We start from the raw sequence: 17,657 nt of genomic DNA on the forward strand, positions 1-17,657 counted from the left end.
TCCTCCCTCAGCGTCAGGTGGTGGCGAGATGCGGCTGCGCGCCACCGCTGGACAGCAGATCGCTCGCCTCGTCGATGGGCAGGTCCGCGTCGAGGTGGGCGCCGAGGCGCAGCCAGTCGTAGCCGATCTCCAGCGTCTGCCGCCATCCGTCCGAGGAGTCGAAGGAGGACGGGAAGCTGTGTGCGCCGACCGTGTGCCGGACCAGGGCGACGAAGTCGTCCAGCGCGGTGAGCGCCGCGCTGCCCTGGGCCGCGGACGCGACGGTGAGCGTCGCGAGGTGCCGGGCCTTCGCCCGGATCTCGTCGGTGTCGGCCCCCGCCGGAAGGAGGGACAGCCTGCGGACGACCTCGGAGTCCGGGGGCAGCGGGTTGACTCCATGGGCGCTGAGCACGCCGCGCAGCGCGGCCCGCAGCATCCTCCGGGCACTGAGTTCGGCGACGCTCCACTGCTCGCGGTCCAGGGCGCCGGTGAGGTCCTCGCGGGCGTTCTCCACCAGCACGTTGGACCACACCAGGGTCATCGCGGCGGCGCTGAACCGGCGGGCCGGCATGGGCACGAGATCGATGCCCTCCTCACCGCCGACCGCAGCCCCGCCCACGGTGACGACGGGCCGCGCGATACTCGGTGGCGGTGTGACGGGGCCGGACGGGGCGGCAAGCGGCATGGCGGGGACGATCGGGCCGCCGCCCTTCCACGCCACCTTCACCAGTCCGAACCGGAGGAACTGGGCGATCAGCGGGCCCGCCTGCGGTGCCCCCGACGCCTCCGCCACGGCCACTACGCTCCCCAGGGGCCGACCGAAGACGACCGAACGCCAGGCCCGCGCCGCCCTGTCCCCGAGGACGAACACGTCCCGCTTGTCGCGTACGACATGCACGCGGTCGCCGGTCTGCCAGGTGGTCACCCCGGTGGCCCTGGCCACGGTGATCCGCTCGGAGTCGGGTTCGGCGCCCGCCACCCCCAGATCGGCCGTGAGCCGGACGCCCTCGGTGATGTACTCGGCGGTGTCGAGGTCCGACGCCTCCAGCGAGGCGAGCGTCCGGTACCGGTCACACAGCGGTTGGTCCCCGATGCGGTCCAGCTGCATGGGCAGCCACTTCGGCTCCAGGTAGGTCTCTCCCCGCCCCGCCGCCCAGGACTTCACCGCCTGGAGCAGTCCTGCCTCGGTCCACGCCGCGGCCTCCTCGTCCTGGCCGAGTTCCCGCAGGGCGAGCGCGTAGCGGATCGACTGGCGTGCGTGGTGTGCCCACCACTCGCGCATCGTGTCCTGGAAGTCGTCGAAGGACATCAGCCCCTTGACCTTCGCCACCAGGTCCGGATTGCGCAGTGGGAAGCTGCGCAGCAGACGCTGACAGCGGTTCAGCAGATCCTCCGAGACGGCGCCCACGTGGCCGCGCGTGTCGGTCGTGATCGCGGAGAACTGCTCGGCGAGCTGCCGCACGGAGCGGGTCCTGACCTCGACCCGCCGCCCGTCCAGGAACAGGAGCGAGGGCATGGTGGGCAGGTCGGCGTCGCTGTCCGCGATGAGCAGGAAGTCGATGTCGGACGAGGAATTGCCGAAGCCCTCGGCGATCGAACCCTCGAGGACCACAGCGCAGTTGGCGACGGAGTGGATCCGCGGAATGGTCTTGTCGAGCAGGTTCTGCAGATAGTCCTCGCTGAGGATCACACGGGCCTCCCGGTCGTGACATGGGCCGTCTCCAGGACACGCACGTCTTTGAGGCGGCCTGCTCGCAGCTCTTCCCACATGTGGCGACGTCTCGGCTTGCCGCTGGACGTCTTTCTGATCAGCCCACTGCGGCCGGTGACGACGGTGATGGCGACGTCGTCGCCGAGTGCGCCGCGCAGGACGAGCGTGGCGGCCTCCACCCACGCGCCCTCGGCCTTCTCCGCGAACAGCGTCACCGAGGTGCCACCGGTGCCCTCGACGCCGACGACCGCGCACTTCTCCCGGGCGATCCCGGTCGCGGAGACCACCTTCGCCTCCAGGTCCTCCATGTAGACGCTGCGTCCGCGCGCCTTGAGGCTGTCGCCCATCCGGCCGAGCACGAACAGCTCGCCGCGGTGGAAGAACCCGGCGTCCCCGGTCCTGATGCCGCCGTCGACGAACCGCGTGGAGCCGGTGCGCCCGGCGTGGTAGCCGCTCGTCACCGAGGGGCCGGTCACCTCGATCTCGCCGAGGTGGCCGTCGGGCAGGGCCCGTCCCTCGTCGTCGACCACCGTGGCGCCCACCCCGTCGCCGGGGCCGCCGCAGCCGATCAGCCAGCCGTCCTCACCCTCGGAGGGCGTCGTCGCGGAGCTCGCGAACTCGCCCTCCTCGTCGATGGTGATGGGGCCTGCGAAGCGCAGCGTGCCGGTGTCCACGCGCACGGTCGGCGCGGGGGTGCCGGAGGTACGGACGGTCACCGCGAGCGTGGCCTCGGCGAGCCCGTACGACGGCAGGTAGACGGAGGGGGAGAATCCGGCGGGTGCGGCGAGCTTGGCGAAGTGCTCCAGCGCACGGGGGTTGATGGGTTCGGCGCCGACGATGGCGTTGCGCCACGCGGACAGGTCCAGCTCCGCGAGCCGGTCGCCGAGCCGCCGGGCCGCGTACTCGAACGCGAACGGCGGGGCGGCGGTGTGCGCGGCGACGGCGAAGCACCGCAGCCAGCGGGCCGGATCGCGGATGAACTGCTCGGGGCGCATGAGCCACAGATCGGCCCTCACGCTCACGGGGGTGAGCAGACAGCCGATGAGCCCCATGTCGTGGTGGAGCGGCAGCCAGGAGGCCCCGGCGTCGCCCGCGCGCCAGCCGAGTGTGCTCCGGATCAGTGCGAGGTTGGCCTCCAGGTTCGCCCAGGTGACCCGGACTCCGCGGGGCCGGCTGCTGGAGCCCGAGGTGAACTGGAGGAGGGCGAGTTCGCCGGGTTCGCGGGGCTGGATCTCATCGCCGTCATCGCGCCAGATCCACGGCTCGCGGTCGGAGCCCGCGGCGGCCAGTACCCGGGCGGCCACGGGGGCGAGGCCCTCGGCGGTGATGGTGACGGCGGCCTCGGTCTGCCGCAGGATCCCGGCCGTGTGCTCCACGTACTCGGCCTCGGCGGCGAACGCCGGCGGGGGGATGAGGCACACCGTGGCGCCCGCGGCCCAGACGCCGAAGAGCGACGACAGACACGGGAAACCGGTGGGCAGGAGGACGCACACCACATCGCCGGGGCGCACTCCTCGTGCCGCCAGCGATCCGGCCACCCGCCGTGCGGAGGCGGCGAGTTGGGGGTATCCGTGGAACTCCCAGCCGCCTCGGTCGTCGGCGAGGTGGATGCCTCGGCCGTGGAGGTCTCCGGCAGTCGTCCGGGGAGGATCCGTCAGCCAGGAGAGCAGTGCGTCACTCACTCGTCGCGTCCTTCGTGTGCCCTGTCTCGGCCCCGGTGTCGGTGCCGGTCTCGGCCGGGGTGTCGTCGTCCAGGAACGTGATCGCCCCCGTGCCTCCGTCCACCCTCAGCCGCATACCGGTCTCCATCTCCGTGACCGCGCCCTTGACCTGGACGACGGTCGGAATGCCGAGCTCACGGGCGACGATCGCCACATGCGTCAGCGGGCTGCCCCGCTCGATGACGAGTGCCGAGGCGGAGGGCAGCGCGGCGACCCAGCCCGGATCCGTGCGATAGGTCACCAGGACACCGCCGTCCACGTCCACCGGGGTGTCCGTGACGACGGCGCGGGCCTCCACCACACCGGGGCAGGACGGGGTACCGCGCAACTCCCGGACGCCGGTGCGCGCCACGCCGCCCTTCACAAAGCCGGCCCGCTCCAGATTGCCCCGCCAGTAGGCGGCGCCACGGGTGGTGAACCGGGACGGCGCGGACAGCTGCTCGTCCTCGGCCTGCTGACGCTTGCGCAGCTCCACGAGGCCGCGCAGATCGGTGTGCGCCGTCGTGCCCTCGTAGGCGCCCCGCAGCTCCTCCAGGCGCAGGAAGAAGACATCGTTCCAGTGGTCGATCGCCCGCATCCTGGCCAGATCGCGGCCCATGGCGCGCAGCATCCGCTTCGCCGAGCCGAACGCGCGGGTGCGGCAGAATCTCAGCCGTTCCCGGTTGTAGAGGGAGGTTTGTGCCTTGCGGCGGACGACGTCGTAGAGCACCCGGCGCGGCCCGCGCAGGTGCTCGTCCAGATAGGCGTCGGCCTTCTCGCCGGAATGGGTGTCCACCTCGGGCAGCGCGGCACGCACCATGGGGAACAGGCTCGACGGGTCCTCCCGCAGATCGGGCACTTCGAGCTTGAGCTCGTCGAGGCTGCGGTAGCCGTACGCGGCGACGTACTCGTCCACCGAGGCGAGGAACGCGGCGTGGCCGCCGTCGCGCAGCGCCTGATGGGTGTCCGCGGCCGGGGTTTCCTGGATGAGTCGGCTCAGCTCGGCGTCGTCACGGACGGTGGCGGCGAGGGCCGACAGCGCGCGGGCGGGTTCGATGGACTCCACCCGGGAGCCGGGGCTGGCGGCGCTCCAGGTGAGCCATTCGGGGGCGTCGGGCAGCCAGCGTCTGTTCAGCAGGGCGAGTGCGCCGATGGACCAGAGAATCGCCGCGTCCAGGGTCTGCATCGGACCCCACTTCTCCAGCAGGTCCTTCTCCAGGGCGCGGAATCGCCGGTAGACGTCCTGGCCCTCCATCGCGTCGTAGTCGACGTTGTCGAACTCCTCGTACGCCTTGTAGAAGTAGGCCATGAAACGTTCGACAGAGCGGTTCATGGTGAGGAAGCGGCGTACGAAAGCGGCCACCGTCCTCGCGCGGGACAGCCGGCCGCGCAAGGAAGAAGAGAAGGTGTACGGGTAGATGGTCTCGGCCATTTCGTCGTCGAGTGGCTCCTCGACGCCGATCGCGACTTCAAGTACTTTCCTGTTGAGTTTGTACAGTGGCGCGATCCGTACCATCCGGTACCAGTGGAGCAGGTTGTAGTACACCCGGCCATGGAAATAGCCGAGCATATGAGGGGCCCATTCCTCGATCTCGCGCAGTGCGGCGGGCGGGACCCGAAGCCCTCGGGCGTAGTATTCGTAGACCCTGCCGTAGACATTGGCCGCGAAGCTGTAGGTCAGCGGTGAAACGATTCCGGAGAAGCTCTCGATGATGTTGGCGTTGTCCCAGATCCGGAGTTCGCCTTCGCTCGGCCCTAACTCATCCTCCGATGGCTGGATCGCATCCGGCAGCGCGGTGATGGGGCGGGCCTGTAAAATCCACAGGGCGTCGCCCGCGAGCGCCCACTCGATGTCCTGCGGGGTGTCGAAGACCGTCGCGATGCGCGCCCCGGCCTCGTGCAGCCGTGCTATGTCCTTCGGCTCAAGCGACAGCTTCTCCCGGTCGGCCGGCTCCACTTCGGCCACCAGATATCCGGAACCCGCCGGATCCAGGTGGTACCGCTCCTGCTTGTCGCCGAGCACGGTGTCGTCCACCGCGCCCGTGGCGCCGTCTAGACGGACGGTGTCGGCGTCCACCGCGCCCGAGACCAGGCCCTCGCCCAGTCCGTACACGGAACTGATCACATACTGCCGCCGATTGCCGGTCACCGGGTTGGCGGTGAACATGACGCCGCTGCGCTCGGCATCCACCATGTCCTGCACCACGACGGCGATGCCCGCGTCGCGCGGCGGCAGCCCGTGGCGCAGCCGGTAGTGCAGCGATCGCTCGGAGAACGCCGACGCCCAGCACTTCTTGACGTGCGCTATCACTTCGGGGAGTCCGGACACATTGAGGTAGGTGGCGAACTGACCGGCGAAGGAGAGCTCCGCGCCGTCCTCCTCGACGCCGGAAGAGCGCACCGCGACCCGAGGGCGCCCCACATGCGCATACGCTTCTTCGATGACCGACGCCGCGTCGTCGCTCAACTCCCCCGACTCGATGATTTCGGCCAGCTGCCGGGAGATTCGGTTCACATTGTCCTGGGTGACCTCGGCGAGCAGATCCCCGATGCGTCCCGTCTCGTCGAGTGCGGCGATGAATTCCTGGAACACATCGAGCCCGACGACTGCCCACCGGGGGACGGCGAGCCCGTTCCTGGAGAGCTCATGGAGATTCTTCCCCTTCCCGCCCGCCAGCTTCGCGGCCTCACCTGGGAGGCTGTCGTCGACTATGGCTCGCATCTGTTTCCTCGGCCTCCGGACACGCGTCGCGAAACACACCCCGCTTGATCACGAGGAAGTTTCACCGTACCCCACGGATCTGGCGATTGCGATGCTTCCCCTCTCTTTTGCAAGGCCACTTCATGACATCCCGACACTTTGGCTGGTTGCTACGGCATTTCCGGGCGATTGACGGCCGGTTACCCCTGGCGCTCGGCGTTCGCTGGGGGTAGTAGTGAGCTGGTAACGCTAGGATCCTGCCATTGCTCCCGCCCCGTTTCCTGCCCCCACGCCCTTTGTTCTCCCCGGCCGGTGGCGAATCCCTGGTGGGCCGCACAATGGCCACTAGTGGCCACTGCCGCGCAGCCGCCGGAGAACTGAGCGGACGCTGGAGAACTGGAGAAAACCGATGTCCCTCCTTCCTCCCGGCTCCCGGCAGCCCGCCCTTCTGCAGACCGTGCGCATGCGCGACCCGGTCCACTACTTCGCGGCACTTCGGCGGCGCTACGGCCCGGTGTTCCGCATGAAGCTGATCGGCTTCCCGCCCCAGGTGGTGGTGTCCACCGCGGAACTCGCCGCGGAGATCTACAGCACGGACGGCGACGGCAACCGGGCCGGGGCACTGCGCGCCGGATACGTGCCCTGGCTCGGCGACTATTCGCTGTTCACGAACGACGGCGAGCCGTGGTGGCGGCACCGCAAACTGCTCAGCCCGGCCCTGCACGGCCGGTCCATCGCGAGCTACCCCGAGCTCATCGCCGAGATCGCCGCGGAGGACATCCGGACGTGGCCGCTCGGCAGGCCGTTCGCGCTCCAGGAGCACATGCAGGCCATCACGCTGGAGGTCACCCTGCGGCTGGTCTTCGGGATCCGCGACGTCACCCAGCTGGCCCGGCTGCGGGCGTTACTCCTCACCCTGTCCAAGGCCAGTGGCTCCCCGCTGCTGTTCCTGATGCCCGCGCGACTGCGGGCGTGGGCGGAGAAGTCCCCACTGGCGATGCGCATACCGGTCCTGCCGACGACCCGCACCATGAGGGCCAGCGCGGCGGTGGACGAGATCCTCTTCGCCGAGATCGCGCGGCGCAGGGACGAGGAGGACAGCGGCGCCACCGATGTGCTGGGGCGGTTGCTGCAGGCGCGGGACGACCAGGGCCGGTCGATGAGCGACCAGGAGATCCGCGATGAACTGCTCACCCTGCTGGAGGCCGGACTCGAGACCACGGCGACAGGCCTCTCCTGGGCCTTCGAACGGTTGATGCGCTCCCCCGACGTACTGCGGCGGCTGCGGGAGGAGTTGGAGCGGGGCGAGGACGACAGCTACCTCGAAGCGGTCGTCAAGGAGGTGCTGCGGCTGCGCCCGGTGATCACCGGCTCGGGGCGGCTGCTGGACAAGCCGCTGCGGCTCGGCGCATACGAGATCCCAGCCGGATGGGTGGCCATCCCGATGTTCTCGCTCATCCACCAGGACAGCGAGGCGTATCCGGACCCCGAGGAGTTCCGGCCGGAGCGGTTCCTCGGCGAGGGCGCCCAAGCGGCACAGAAGTCCTTCCTGCCGTTCGGCGGCGGCCGGCGCTACTGTGTCGGTGCGCAGCTCGCCATGATGGAGATGAAGGTGATCATCCGTGAGGTGCTGGGGAGAGTGGAGCTGACCGCGGCCGACCCCGCACCGGAGGCCCAGCGCATGTGGCACGTCACCCTGGTCCCGGGAAGGCGCGCGGTCGCCGTGGCCCGCGAACAGCCCGTGAACCGGGCGCCGTTGGGCGAGGAGCCGAGGTGCCCCGTGCACCCGGCCCCGTCCGAATAGGCCATCACCCGCGCGGTCGGTCTGTGGCCGTGAGTTGGTCGCCGAGGGGACTTCGCCGGTACAGCACCTGCCGTCCGTGGCGCGCCCGGGTGACCAGCCCCGTGGCGTGCAGGACGCGCAGGTGCTGGGACACGGCGCTCGAAGTCACCCTGAGGCGGCGGGCGAGCTCGACGGTGGGCAGGGGCTCCTCGAGGAGACCGAGGAGCCTCGCCCGGGGCGCGCCGATGAGCGACACCAGAGCGGCCGCGTCGTGAGTGGGCGCCGAGGCCCACAGCGTCGCCACGCCACGGCTGGGGTAGACCAGCGACGGAGGTTCCTCCGGGCTCACCGGGGGCGCGGGCTTGTGTGCGAAGACGGAGGGCAGGAGGAGCAGCCCTCGGCCGGACGCCGCGACGCGGTGCCGGCTGATCATCTTGGCGATGTGCAGCACCCCGTTGTCCCAGCGCAGATGGGGATGCATATCGGCGAAGAGCAAGCGGGCGCCTCCCATGGCCAGTTGGCGCGCGCGGTAGGTCATGTCGGCCTCCACGACGAGTCGCATCCGTGGCCACATCGGCTTGACGGCGATCTCCCAGTACTGCCGTAGCAGGGCGCAGATGGTGTCACGGAGTGCGGCGACGGTCGCGTCGTCGGCCGCGGTGGCATCGCGCAGCGCCCAGGGCAGCGAGTCCGGCGCGTGCGTGGCCAGCAGATCGCGGCGGACCAGGCCGGGAGGGGTCCGACGGACGACGGCGAGCTCGTCCTCGAAGGCCGGGGCGAAGCCGGCGGGCCGTGGGGTCAGGAAGTCCGGAAGGGTGCGTCGCCGCGCCACCAGGGACATCAGGAGGCCGGTGTCCAGGTCGCCGAGTCCGCCGAGTACGGCTCTGCGCCACGGCAGATGCACCGCGGACAGGGTCGGGTCATGCAGCACCCGCAGGCTGAACACCGTCTCGTTCAAGGGCGATACGGCGAACCGCGTGTCCGCCAGGTCCTCGACATCGAGCACAAAGCTGATCATTAAGCCATACGCTACATCGATTGGCGGCGGAACTCCGGTGGCATGGACTTCGGCCCATGACACATCCCACGACACCTTCCGTGAGACACCCCCTGCGTGCGCGGACACCGCGTGTGCCGGCTCTGCGTGCGCGGCCACTGCGTCTGTGGCTGCTGCGTGTGCGGACCACGGCCGGATGAGCCGCCGTATGGTCCTGCTCCTCGCCATCACCTGCGCGGTGGCGGTGGGCAACATCTACTTCCCGCAGTCCATCGGCCCGCTGGTGGCCGACGGGCTGCGGGTGTCGGCCGACTCGGCCACCGTGGTGGTCACCGCCACCCAGGTCGGCTACACGGCCGGAATCGTCCTGCTGGTGCCGCTCGGCGACCGCATTCCGCACCGTACGTTCCTCGTCGTCCTGCTCGGCCTTACCGGCCTGGCGCTGCTCGCCGCCGGGTGCGCGCCCGCCCTGCCGCCCCTCGTCGCCGCCAGCGCTCTCGTCGGGCTGACCACGGTGGCGGCGCAGATCGTCGGCCCGCTGGCGGCCGGTCTCGTGGCCGCCGACCGCCGGGGAGCGGTGATCGGCACCCTGCTGAGCGGATCGACCGGCGGCATGCTGCTGGCCCGCACCTTCAGCGGCACCCTCGGCGAGTGGCTGGGCTGGCGGGCCCCCTACCTCGTGGCCGCGGTCCTGGCGCTGCTGCTCGCCACCGTCCTGGCGTTCGCGGTCCCCGCCACGACCCCGGCCTCCCGGCAGTCCTACCCCGCGCTCCTGGCCGAACCGCTGCGCCTGCTGCGCACCGAGCCGGAGCTGCGCCGCTCCTGCTGGTACCAGGCGACCGTCTTCGCCGGATTCTCGGCCGTCTGGACCTGCCTGGCGCTGCTCCTCACCGGTCCCGCCTACGGGCTCGGCGCCCAGGCCGTCGGGCTGCTCGCCCTGGTCGGCGGGGCGACCATGCTGTGCACCCCGCTCGCCGGGCGCCTGGTGGACCGCCGAGGGCCCGATCCGGTGAACCTCATCTGCCTGCTCGGGGTGCTCCTCTCCGCCGCGGTCCTCGCCGCGGGTGCCCTGGGCGGGACGCCGGGCCTGGTCGCCCTGACGGTCGGCACACTGCTGCTGGACGTGGCGATGCAGTCCGGCATGGTGGCCAACCAGGCCCGCGTCTACGCCCTGCGCCCGGACGCCCGCTCCAGGCTCAACACCGCCTATATGACCTGCGCCTATCTGGGTGGCAGCGCGGGTTCCTGGCTCGGTGTGCGCGCCTGGGGCCGGGCCGGCTGGTGGGGTGTGTGCGCACTCGTCGCACTCCTGACCGCACTCGCCCTGGTCCGCCATCTGCCGGCCCGCACGCCACTTCCGGGACACCCTCGGCGCCCCTATAGTAGGTAGACCTACCTACCTAATCTGTCAGGGTGCATACGATGAGTGAGACCGGTGTGAGGACGACCGAGCCCGGGAGGCGGCGGCCGGCGCGGGAGCGCCTGCTGGCAGCCGCCGCGCGCCGCTTCTACGCCGACGGCGTGACGGCGACCGGAATCGACACGATCACCGCCGAGGCGGGCGTGGCGAAGATGAGCCTGTACAACAACTTCTCCTCCAAGGCCGATCTCGTCAGGGCGTATCTCGACGCCCGCCACGAGGAGTGGCTCGCGCTGTACCGGGCACGCCTGGAGCGGGCCGAGAGTCCCCGCGACGGCGTTCTCGCGGTCTTCGACGCCTACGCCGATCACGCGGCGTTCGCCTATGAGCGCGGCTTCCGCGGCTGCGGCCTGCTCAACGCGGCCGCCGAGCTGCCCGCCGGGGACGAGGGGCGGACCGTCGTACGCCGCCACAAGGAGGAGGTCGAGCGGCTGATCGCCGGCCACCTCGAGGAACTGCTGCCCGAGCTGCCCGAGCGCCCCGACGACGCTCGGACGATGGCGGAGCACCTGGCGTTCCTGCTGGAGGGCGCGATGGCGCGCGCCGGTCTGGAAGGGGACGACAGCCGTCTGCGGCATGCCCGCGCGATGGCGGCGGCCCTGCTGGACCGGCTGTGACGGCCCTGGGACGCGGCGCCCGTTCGGCGGGCGCCGGATCGTTGTGCGTGCTCGCCGCGTCCGTCCTGTGGGGCACCACCGGCACGGCGGCCACCTTCGCCCCGGCCGTCGGTCCCCTCGCCATCGGCGCCGTCGCCATGGGCCTCGGCGGGCTGCTCCAGGCCCTGGTCGCCGCTCCCCGCATCGCCCGCCAGGCCCCGCGGCTGCGTGCGCGGCGTGGCACCGTACTGCTCGGCTCGGTCGCGGTGGCGGCCTACCCCTTGGCGTTCTACAGCTCGATGCACCTGGCCGGAGTGGCCGTGGGCACCGTGGTGTCCATCGGCATGGCCCCGCCGGCCTCGGCCGTGATCGAACGCGTCATGGACCGGCGCCGGCTGACACGCCGCTGGAAACTCGGCGCCGCCCTGGGCGTGTTGGGCACCCTCATGCTGTGCGCGGGCCAAGCCGCAGGAGCCCCCGGCGGCGCGGAGCGGGTGTCCACGGCCGCCACGGTGCTGGGCGTGGGGCTGGGCCTCATCGCGGCCACGACCTACGCCCTCTACTCCTGGGCGGCTCACCGCCTGATCACCCAGGGGGTCACCTCGCGCGCGGCGATGGGCGCGGTCTTCGGCGTGGGCGGGCTGCTCCTGGTGCCGGTCCTCCTGGTCACCGGGGCCCCGCTCCTCGACTCCGGGTCCAACGTGGCCGTCGGGGCGTACATGGCGCTGGTGCCCATGTTCGCGGGCTACGTTCTGTTCGGCTGGGGGCTGGCGCACGTGCCCGCCTCCACGGCGACCACGCTCTCCCTGCTGGAACCGGCCGTCGCGGCCGTCCTCGCCGTGCTGGTCATCGGCGAACGCCTCCCCGCCGTCGGCTGGGGCGGTATCGCACTCGTCCTCGCCTGCCTGGCCGTCCTCACCGCCCCGGCGGGCATCTCCGGGCGGCGCCGACGGCCGCGAGACGGCGTGACGATGCCGCAGCGCACAGCGGTGGAGCACACCGTCGCCCAGTCGGACCCGGCGCCGTAGCGGAGTCCGGCTGCTACGGCGGGCCGTCCGCCGTTCGGTGATGTCATTCAGCCCTCCGCGGGCCGGAAAACCTCTCCGCGAGTTCGCGATGCCTGTCGGCGGCCGGCTTCGCCATGGATGTGCGGATCGTCCCCGCCCAATGCGTCCTCCTTGCCACGGCGACGTGGCCGACCGGGAGTGTTCCCGGTCGGCCGCGGAGTGCGGGACGAGTCTCCCATGTCGCCGGTGCGCCCTTCGGCGGGCCGACGGAGCGGTTGCGGGGCTGGGCGGCGGCTGAGCGGCGGCGTCTTCACCGCGGTCGCCGGGATCCGTCGGCCCGCCGACCGGGTCAGGTCGCGGTCGCGGACGCCGCCGCGCGGCCCGCCGTGCGGCCCGAGAAGAGGCAGCCGCCCAGGAAGGTGCCCTCCAGGGAGCGGTAGCCGTGCACTCCGCCGCCGCCGAAGCCCGCCACCTCACCGGCCGCGTACAGGCCGCTGACCGGGTCGCCGGAGGCGTCCAGGACGCGGCCGGAGAGGTCGGTCTGGAGGCCGCCGAGGGTCTTGCGGGTGAGGATGTTGAGGCGCACGGCGATCAGGGGTCCGGCGCCCGAGTCCAGGATCCGGTGCGCGGAGGCGGTGCGGCTGAGGGTGTCGCCGGGGTAGGCGAGCGCGTTGCGGATGCCCATGACCTGGACGTCCTTGGTGTACGGGTTCTCGATCTCGCGGTCGCGGGCCTCGATCTGCCGTTTGAGGTCCGCCAGGTCGATCAGGTCGTCGCCGGTCAACTTGTTCATGCCCGCGACCAGTTGGGGCAGGTTGTCGGCGACGACGAAGTCCTCGCCCTTGTCCCGGAACCGCTGGATCGGCTCGGGGGTCTGCCAGATGCGGGAGAGGAGCTGCAGGATGTCCTTGTTGGTCAGGTCCGGGTTCTGCTCCGAGCCCGAGAGCGCGAACTCCTTGGCCATGATCTTCTGGGTGGTGACGAACCACGAGTAGTCATAGCCGGTGGCGGTGATCGACCCGAGGGTGTGCAGGGTGTCGTAGCCGGGGATGTCGGGGGTGGAGAAACGCCTGCCCTTCGCGTCGAACCACATCGACGACGGACCGGGCAGAATGCGGATGCCATGGCCCGGCCAGATCGGGTCGTAGTTCCTGAGGCCCTCGGTGTAGTGCCACATCCGGTCCGGGTTGACGATCCGCCCGCCCGCCTTCTCGGTGATCGCCAGCATGCGGCCGTCCACATACGCGGGGACGCCGGTGACCATGAATTTGGGCGGCGAGCCGAGCCGGTCGGGCCAGTTCCGGCGTACGAGGTCGTGGTTGGCGCCGATACCGCCGGAGGTGACGATCACCACCGGGGCGTTGAGCTCGAAGTCGCCCACCACGGTGCGCGAGGTCTGCTTGCCGCGGGCGGCGTCGCTCGGCTCCAGGATCGAGCCGCTCACCCCGGTGACGGCGCCACCGGTGACCACCAGCTCGTCCACCCGGTGGCGGAACTTGAAGGTCACCCGGCCGTCCTTCGCGGCGGCCCGCACCTTCTTCTCGAACGGCTCGACCACGGCCGGACCGGTGCCCCAGGTGACGTGGAAACGCGGCACCGAGTTGCCGTGGCCGTCCGCGAGACCGCCGCCGCGCTCGGCCCAGCCGACGATCGGGAACCATCGCACACCGAGCCCGTGCAGCCAGGACCGCTTCTCCCCGGAGGCGAACTCCACATACGCCTCGGCCCACTTGTGGGCCCAGTAGTCCTGGCCACCGGGATCGGTGATGCCGCGGTCGAAACCGGCCGTGCCGAGCCAGTCCTGCCAGGCCAGTTCGGGCGAGTCCTTGATCCCCATCAGCCGCTGTTCCTCGGAGTCGACGAAGAACAGGCCACCGAAGGACCAGAACGCCTGGCCGCCGAGGTTGCTCTCGGGCTCCTGGTCCAGGAGGAGCACCTTGCGCCCCGCGGCCGCCAGTTCCGCCGTGGCCACCAGCCCGGCGAGCCCGTGGCCGACCACGATGGCGTCCGCGTCCGAGGACGCCCCGGAGGCGGCGAAGGCCGGAACCGCCGCCTGGGCGAGCGCGGCGCCGGCGAGCACACCGCCCGCAGCCGTCAGGGCGCGGCGGCGGCTGATCCCGGCGGGCGACGCGGAATTCTCTGTGGAGTTCTCCATGAGCTGCCTTCCGGAGGGGTTCGGAGGGTGCGGGAGATCGGAGGGTGAGGAGATACGGAGGAGGTTGCCGCGACGGAATCGTGTTACCGGCCGGCAACGTGTTACCGACGGTAGCCCACAGGGTGCACGGCCGCCAGAGTTCTGCTCATAAGCAGCAACTCGCATGCGCCGCAGGGGACTTCGGGTGGCTCAACGACCACCAGCTGACGGCTCGGCCAAGGCGCTCCCCCGCGGCGAGAAGGGGTACGGATCGAGGATGTCGGGCAGCGGCCGGGCGCCCCGCTCACTCCCTCGGGGCTCCGCAGCGCGCACAGCGGGCGAAGTGGGCGGTGTCCTGGATCGCGCCGCAGTCGGCGCAGACCCTCTCCAGCCAGCAGGCGGGATCCCCGCCCTCGGGCTCGGGCTCGGCGGGCGCCGGGTCCGCCGTCTCACGGTCCGGGTCGCCGGGCCGAGCCGTGCCGCTCATCGTGTGCGCCTCCTCATCCGGACCGCGCGTGTGTCCGTGACCGGGCGTCGCATATGTGCAGTATACGCCCCGAACTCCGCCCAGGGGCGGCCGGGGCGGTCGAGGCCACCCGGTCCGGTATCCAGTACGAGGGCCCCGGAACCCGTGCGCGCCTCCGGAACCTGACGCGAACCCATCTCCGTTTCAGCACTCGGCGGTCTCGGTGAGACGGGCCTGGTCGTGCCCGGCGCTCTCGCCGTTCGCGATGGGCTGGGCCGCGTAGGTGATGCGGATGACGCCGTCGGCATGCCGTTCGGTGCCGGCACGGACGCCGAAGACGTCGGCGAGGAGGTCCGGAGTGAGCACCTCCAGGACCGGTCCCGCCGCCGCCACGGCTCCGTCGTGCAGGACGACGAGATGGTCGCAGAGACGGGCGGCGAGGTCGAGGTCGTGCAGGACGGCGAGGGTGGTGACGCCGGTGGCCCGGATCAGGGCCAGGAGTTCGAACCGGGCCCGTATGTCGAGGTGGTTGGTGAGCTCGTCCAGAACGAGGAGCCGTGGACGCTGCGCCAGCGCCCTTGCCAGGAGGACGCGCTGTCGTTCGCCGCCGGACAGGGAGGCGTAGTCGCGGTCCGCGAAGGGCCGTACTCCGCAGCGGTCGATGGCATCGGAGACGGCTTCGCGGTCCTCGGCTCCGTCACGGCCGAGCAGCCCGTGGTGCGGGACGCGGCCGAGGGCCACGATCTCGGTGACGGTCAGGCCGGTGGTGTTGCCGCCGGCGTCCTGGAGAACGGCGGCCGTACGACGCGCAGCGGCGCGGGGGGACAGCTCCCACACGCTGTCCTCGCCCACCCTGACCACACCGTCCGCCGGGCGGAGCGAGCGGTAGACGGTGCGCAGCAGGGTGGACTTGCCGCTGCCGTTGGGGCCGACGAGGCCGACGATGTCGCCCTTCCGGGCCTCCAGGCTCACGTCCCGGAGAATCGGGTTGTGGTCCAGGGTGACGTGGAGCCGGTCGACGGTGAGTTTCATGGTGTCAGTCCAGGCCCTTGTTGTGGCGCAGCAGCCACAGGAAGAAGGGGGCGCCGAGCAGAGCGGTGAGGATGCCCAGGGGGATTTCGTTGGGGCGGTTGAGGGTGCGGGAGAGCAGGTCGACGAGGACCAGGTAGACGGCTCCCAGCAGGGCGGTCAGGGGGAGCAGCCGGCGGTGGTCGGCGCCGGTGGTCAGGCGCACCAGATGCGGGATCATCAGGCCGACGAAGCCGATGCTGCCGGCTACGGCGATGACGGTTCCCGTCAGCAGTGCGGCGAGCACCAGGAGCACGGCGCGCAGCCGGTTGACGTCGACGCCGAGCGCGGTGGCGGACTCGTCGCCGGCCAGCAGGGCATTGAGCCGTCGGCCGAAGAGACCGAGGAGCGCAGTGGTGACGAGCACCACCACGGCGACGGTGGGGAGTTGGTCCCACTGCGCGCCGGAGACGCTGCCCAGCATCCAGAACATGACCGTCCGCAACTCGGTCGGCGTCGCCTGGAGTTGCACGTAGCTCGTGGCCGAGAGGAAGACGTAGCCGACGGCGACGCCGGCCAGCACCAGCCGGGTCGGCGCCAGGCGTCCCCGGCGTTGTCCGAGGACGAAGACCAGCGCCCCGGCGGCGATCGCGCCGAGGAACGCGGCCGCCGACACCCCGAGCCCGGCCAGCGCCGCGCCGCCGCCCAGGGTGATGACCAGCACCGCGCCGAGCGTGGCGCCGTAGGAGAAACCCAGCACGATGGGGTCGGCCAGCGGGTTGGACACCACGGTTTGCAGCACGGCGCCGGACACGGCCAGGCCCGCGCCGACGAGGGCCGCGAGGACCACCCGCGGGGTGCGGAAGTTCCAGACGATCTGGTCCAGCGCGGGGTCGGAGTGCGCCGCCCCCGCGCCGGTGACATGGTGGAGGACGATCCCCCACACGTCGCCCAGCGGAACGTTGACCGCGCCGATACTGATCCCCACGATCATCGTGGCGGTCAGCACGACGGGCAGGAGCGTGAACGCCAGCGGAGTTCCGAGCCGGGTCAGAACGCCTCGGGGTGCAGCATCTTGGCGATCCTCTCCACCGCCAGGTCGTTGCTGGGGCCCAGGTACATCGAGTCGGACAGGACGACGTACTCGTTGTTCTTGGCGGCTGACCACTGGGGGAACTCCTTGAGCAGCTTCTTGGCGTAGGCAGCCGGATCGGGGTCGTTGTAGCTGATGACGACGAGGGCGTCGACGTCGGTGGCGGCCACCTTCTCCTTGCTCAGGTCGGCGAAGAGGGCCTGGGAAGCGTCCTCGAAGGCGTTGGCGCCGCCGGCCTTGGCGAGGATGTCGTTGACGATGCCCTTGCTGAAGACCGAGCTGAAGTCGTTGCTGCCCATGGTCATGTTGGAGAAGAGCACCATGACGTTCGGCTTCTTCTCCTCCTCGACCTTTTCGGAGACCGCAGCGATGTTCTTCTCGGACTCGGCGATCAGCTTCTCGGCCTTGTCACTGACGTTGAAGATCCTTCCCATGTCGCGCAGCAGTTGGTAGCTGTCGGCGACGGTCATCCTGGAGGGATCGTCGTCGCAGCCCTGCGGGGAGACGTAGCTGTTGGCTCCCACCTGCTTCAACTGCTCGCGGGTGGCGAAGCCGTTCTTCTGGTCGAAGCCGTACGTGGTGGCGGACAGGACGAGATCGGGGCGCAGGCCGAGCATGGCCTCGCGGGGGATGTCGTAGGCCTCGTTGAGCTTGATGTCACCGGTGGGCAGGTGCTTGATGGCCGCGGCCCGGTCCGCCACCTCGGACATTCCGTAGGTTTGCTGGTTGGCGACGATCTTGTCCTGGAGGCCGAGGGCGAGAAGCGTGGAGACCTCGGCGACCGAGGCGCCGTTCATGACGACGACCCGGCTGGGGGCCTTCTTGAACGTCTCCTTCTCACCGCAGTTGTCGAGGGTGACCGGGTAGCCGGATTTCGAGGCGGCGGCCTCGGTGGTGCCGCCGCTCGCCTTGCCCTCGGACGAGGAGCCACATGCCGCCGTGAGCAGGCAGAGGGCTGCGGCCAGGGTGGCGGCGGCCGACCGTTTCATCGGCATGTGGGCTCCTTTATGTACAGGCTGTGCTCATGGGCTGAAGTGTTCCGATGCAGTAGTCGCGGCGAAG

Annotated in this window: 13 protein-coding genes; 4 read left to right on the top strand and 9 right to left on the bottom strand. The window is 70.9% G+C overall.

From position 1 onward, the window contains the following. Positions 1 to 13 precede the first annotated feature (13 nt). Genes IEJ02_RS05555 through IEJ02_RS05565 form a run of 3 tightly spaced genes read right to left on the bottom strand, consistent with a single transcriptional unit; the run spans position 14 to position 6,112 of the window. The gene (locus IEJ02_RS05555) at positions 14 to 1,669 is read right to left on the bottom strand and encodes a hypothetical protein (RefSeq protein WP_191063655.1); all 1,656 of its coding nucleotides are present in this window, start codon (positions 1,667 to 1,669) and stop codon (positions 14 to 16) included. Then, positions 1,666 to 3,372, bottom strand: a complete 1,707-nt coding sequence (locus IEJ02_RS05560) for an AMP-binding protein (RefSeq protein WP_191063656.1) — start codon at positions 3,370 to 3,372, stop codon at positions 1,666 to 1,668. Before IEJ02_RS05560 ends, IEJ02_RS05555 begins: the two co-directional genes overlap by 4 nt. Beyond that, the gene (locus IEJ02_RS05565) at positions 3,365 to 6,112 is read right to left on the bottom strand and encodes a phosphoenolpyruvate synthase (RefSeq protein WP_191063657.1); all 2,748 of its coding nucleotides are present in this window, start codon (positions 6,110 to 6,112) and stop codon (positions 3,365 to 3,367) included. The genes IEJ02_RS05560 and IEJ02_RS05565 overlap by 8 nt, the downstream gene beginning before the upstream one ends. A gap of 388 nt (positions 6,113 to 6,500) precedes the next feature. On the opposite strand from IEJ02_RS05565, the gene IEJ02_RS05570 reads away from it, so the two are divergent. Beyond that, positions 6,501 to 7,895 carry a cytochrome P450 gene (locus IEJ02_RS05570; protein ID WP_191063658.1) on the top strand — a complete coding sequence of 465 codons (1,395 nt, stop codon included), beginning with the start codon at positions 6,501 to 6,503 and terminating at the stop codon, positions 7,893 to 7,895. Positions 7,896 to 7,899: 4 nt separating this feature from the next. On the opposite strand, the gene IEJ02_RS05575 is transcribed toward IEJ02_RS05570, so the two are convergent. Then, positions 7,900 to 8,892 carry an ArsR/SmtB family transcription factor gene (locus IEJ02_RS05575; protein WP_191063659.1) on the bottom strand — a complete coding sequence of 331 codons (993 nt, stop codon included), beginning with the start codon at positions 8,890 to 8,892 and terminating at the stop codon, positions 7,900 to 7,902. A 175-nt stretch (positions 8,893 to 9,067) separates the two neighbouring features. Here IEJ02_RS05575 and IEJ02_RS05580 point away from each other — a divergent pair, with 175 nt between their 5' ends. From IEJ02_RS05580 to IEJ02_RS05590, 3 genes are read left to right on the top strand one after another with little or no spacing between them, the layout of a single operon-like run. Further along, positions 9,068 to 10,261 (top strand): MFS transporter, encoded by a 1,194-nt coding sequence (locus tag IEJ02_RS05580; RefSeq protein WP_191063660.1) that lies wholly within the window; start codon positions 9,068 to 9,070, stop codon positions 10,259 to 10,261. Between the two features lie 32 nt (positions 10,262 to 10,293). Beyond that, positions 10,294 to 10,908, top strand: a complete 615-nt coding sequence (locus IEJ02_RS05585) for a TetR/AcrR family transcriptional regulator (protein WP_191063661.1) — start codon at positions 10,294 to 10,296, stop codon at positions 10,906 to 10,908. After that, a complete protein-coding gene (locus IEJ02_RS05590; RefSeq protein WP_370466974.1) occupies positions 10,905 to 11,915 on the top strand; it encodes a DMT family transporter in 1,011 nt (336 codons plus the stop codon). The genes IEJ02_RS05585 and IEJ02_RS05590 overlap by 4 nt, the downstream gene beginning before the upstream one ends. Positions 11,916 to 12,243: 328 nt before the next feature. Here the strand turns inward: IEJ02_RS05590 and IEJ02_RS05595 are convergent, their stop codons facing one another. From IEJ02_RS05595 to IEJ02_RS05615, 5 genes are all read right to left on the bottom strand, one after another. After that, positions 12,244 to 14,049, bottom strand: a complete 1,806-nt coding sequence (locus IEJ02_RS05595; RefSeq protein ID WP_191063662.1) for an FAD-binding dehydrogenase — start codon at positions 14,047 to 14,049, stop codon at positions 12,244 to 12,246. Between the two features lie 283 nt (positions 14,050 to 14,332). Next, positions 14,333 to 14,515, bottom strand: coding sequence for a hypothetical protein (locus IEJ02_RS05600; RefSeq protein ID WP_191063663.1), 183 nt, complete (start codon positions 14,513 to 14,515; stop codon positions 14,333 to 14,335). A gap of 183 nt (positions 14,516 to 14,698) precedes the next feature. Beyond that, complete coding sequence (locus IEJ02_RS05605) at positions 14,699 to 15,526, bottom strand: ABC transporter ATP-binding protein (protein WP_191063664.1); 828 nt, start codon at positions 15,524 to 15,526, stop codon at positions 14,699 to 14,701. A gap of 4 nt (positions 15,527 to 15,530) precedes the next feature. Then, positions 15,531 to 16,496, bottom strand: coding sequence for a FecCD family ABC transporter permease (locus IEJ02_RS05610; protein ID WP_191063794.1), 966 nt, complete (start codon positions 16,494 to 16,496; stop codon positions 15,531 to 15,533). Positions 16,497 to 16,552: 56 nt separating this feature from the next. After that, entirely contained in the window at positions 16,553 to 17,590 is a 1,038-nt protein-coding gene (locus IEJ02_RS05615) for an ABC transporter substrate-binding protein (RefSeq protein ID WP_191063665.1), read from the bottom strand. Positions 17,591 to 17,657: the final 67 nt, after the last annotated feature.

Source organism: Streptomyces sp. 5-10 (genome assembly GCF_014712245.1).
In the GTDB taxonomy this organism is placed as follows: Bacteria; Actinomycetota; Actinomycetes; order Streptomycetales; family Streptomycetaceae; genus Streptomyces; species Streptomyces violaceusniger.

What these genes read in the sequence shown, in the direction of transcription:
- IEJ02_RS05565 (WP_191063657.1), bottom strand. Translation starts at nt 6,112, where the DNA reads ATGCGAGCCATAGTCGACGACAGCCTCCCAGGTGAGGCCGCGAAGCTG.
- IEJ02_RS05570 (WP_191063658.1), top strand. Translation starts at nt 6,501, where the DNA reads ATGTCCCTCCTTCCTCCCGGCTCCCGGCAGCCCGCCCTTCTGCAGACC.
- IEJ02_RS05575 (WP_191063659.1), bottom strand. Translation starts at nt 8,892, where the DNA reads ATGATCAGCTTTGTGCTCGATGTCGAGGACCTGGCGGACACGCGGTTC.
- IEJ02_RS05580 (WP_191063660.1), top strand. Translation starts at nt 9,068, where the DNA reads ATGAGCCGCCGTATGGTCCTGCTCCTCGCCATCACCTGCGCGGTGGCG.
- IEJ02_RS05585 (WP_191063661.1), top strand. Translation starts at nt 10,294, where the DNA reads ATGAGTGAGACCGGTGTGAGGACGACCGAGCCCGGGAGGCGGCGGCCG.
- IEJ02_RS05595 (WP_191063662.1), bottom strand. Translation starts at nt 14,049, where the DNA reads ATGGAGAACTCCACAGAGAATTCCGCGTCGCCCGCCGGGATCAGCCGC.
- IEJ02_RS05600 (WP_191063663.1), bottom strand. Translation starts at nt 14,515, where the DNA reads ATGAGCGGCACGGCTCGGCCCGGCGACCCGGACCGTGAGACGGCGGAC.
- IEJ02_RS05605 (WP_191063664.1), bottom strand. Translation starts at nt 15,526, where the DNA reads ATGAAACTCACCGTCGACCGGCTCCACGTCACCCTGGACCACAACCCG.
- IEJ02_RS05610 (WP_191063794.1), bottom strand. Translation starts at nt 16,496, where the DNA reads ATGATCGTGGGGATCAGTATCGGCGCGGTCAACGTTCCGCTGGGCGAC.
- IEJ02_RS05615 (WP_191063665.1), bottom strand. Translation starts at nt 17,590, where the DNA reads ATGCCGATGAAACGGTCGGCCGCCGCCACCCTGGCCGCAGCCCTCTGC.